Annotated in this window: 1 pseudogene; it reads right to left on the bottom strand. The window is 58.4% G+C overall.

The features are described from left to right. Positions 1-152: 152 nt before the first annotated feature. Positions 153-1,321, bottom strand: a pseudogene (locus B9Z45_RS16620) (IS3 family transposase); the annotation flags it as partial. Positions 1,322-1,338: the final 17 nt, after the last annotated feature.

Below are 1,338 nucleotides of genomic sequence, written 5' to 3'. Positions count from 1 at the left end.
AAAGTCAGGACAGCCTTGATGGCAGTTTAAGTTGCACTCAACTTCTCGCAGCTGGTCGGCGCTGCCCCGCTTTTTGCCTTTTGTATTGCAGGCTCAATCTCAATCCTGACTTCCCCGGCCGCAGTCGCGCTGGAGCGCAGCGCAACTGGGAGTCTTTCTTTGCTCCGGTATTTGTCCACGATCATCGCACCGCCGCCGCTTGACGTCTGGTGAACCTCTTGCGGTGTTTGATTGTCCAGTGACTGGTGCGGGCGCTCGATGTTGTAGAAAGCAAAGTATTTCGTCAGGCCCACCAGTAACTCGCCCATGGTGGCATAGCCGTTGAGGTAGATATCCTCATGCTTGACGCTCCTCCAAAGCCGCTCCACAAAGATGTTGTCATAGGCCCGGCCCCGGCCGTCCATGCTGATGGTGATCCCCTCGCGATTGAGCACGCCCGTGAATGCCTCGCTGGTGAATTGGCTGCCCTGGTCGCTGTTGAATACCTCAGGCTTGCCGTGCTCACGCAAGGCGTCCTCCAGGCAGTCCACGCAAAACGCGGCCTCCATGCTGTTGCTGATTCGCCAGCTCAGCACCCGCCGGGAGTACCAGTCAATCACAGCCACGAGGTAGGCAAAGCCCCGAGCTAGCCGCACATAGGTGATGTCCGTGCTCCAGACCTGATTGGCCCGCACCACGGGCACGCCACGCAGGAGATAGGGGTGCACCTTGTGCTGCGGGTGCGCCGCGCTCGTATTCGGCCCTGGTGCCATACCAGCCAGCGACATGCTGCGCATGTAGCGCTGCACCCGCTTGCGGTTGACCCAGTGTCCGCAACGCCCCAAGTACACCACCATCTTGCGGCTACCGTAAAAGGGGTGGCGCGTGTACTCCTCATCAATCAGCCGCTTGAGCACCTCGTCTGCCTCGACAAAAAACACGGCTTTGCGCTTGACATAGACCGTCGTGCGCGAGACGCCAGCGAGCACGCACTGGCGCTTTTGCGAGACACCAACATTGGCGCCGATCCAAGCACGGCGGATCATGGTGGGCTGATCCCTGACTTTTTTTTGAGCCAGTCTAGTTCCATCTTCAAGCGTCCAATCTCCCCGTAAAGTCTATCGGGCGCACTCTCTGGTGTGACTGGCTGAGGTCCACGTTTGCCTTCAAACAGGCTTTTGGCCTGGGCTTGGATCTCCCGCTTCCATTGACCGACCTGGATCGGATGGACGCCATACTCCTGGGCGATTTGATTGATGGTCTTCATCCCGCCGAGCGCCTCCAGCCCCACCTTGGCCTTGAACTCCGGCGGATGAACTCTGCGTTTTTTTGATTCAGTCATTGGTAACCCGTTTTTTT

It is taken from the genome of Limnohabitans sp. 2KL-17 (assembly GCF_003063415.1).
In the GTDB taxonomy this organism is placed as follows: Bacteria; Pseudomonadota; Gammaproteobacteria; order Burkholderiales; family Burkholderiaceae_C; genus Limnohabitans_A.
Note: the sequence above shows the minus strand (reverse complement) of the source record. Positions and strands in the feature narration are given on the sequence as shown.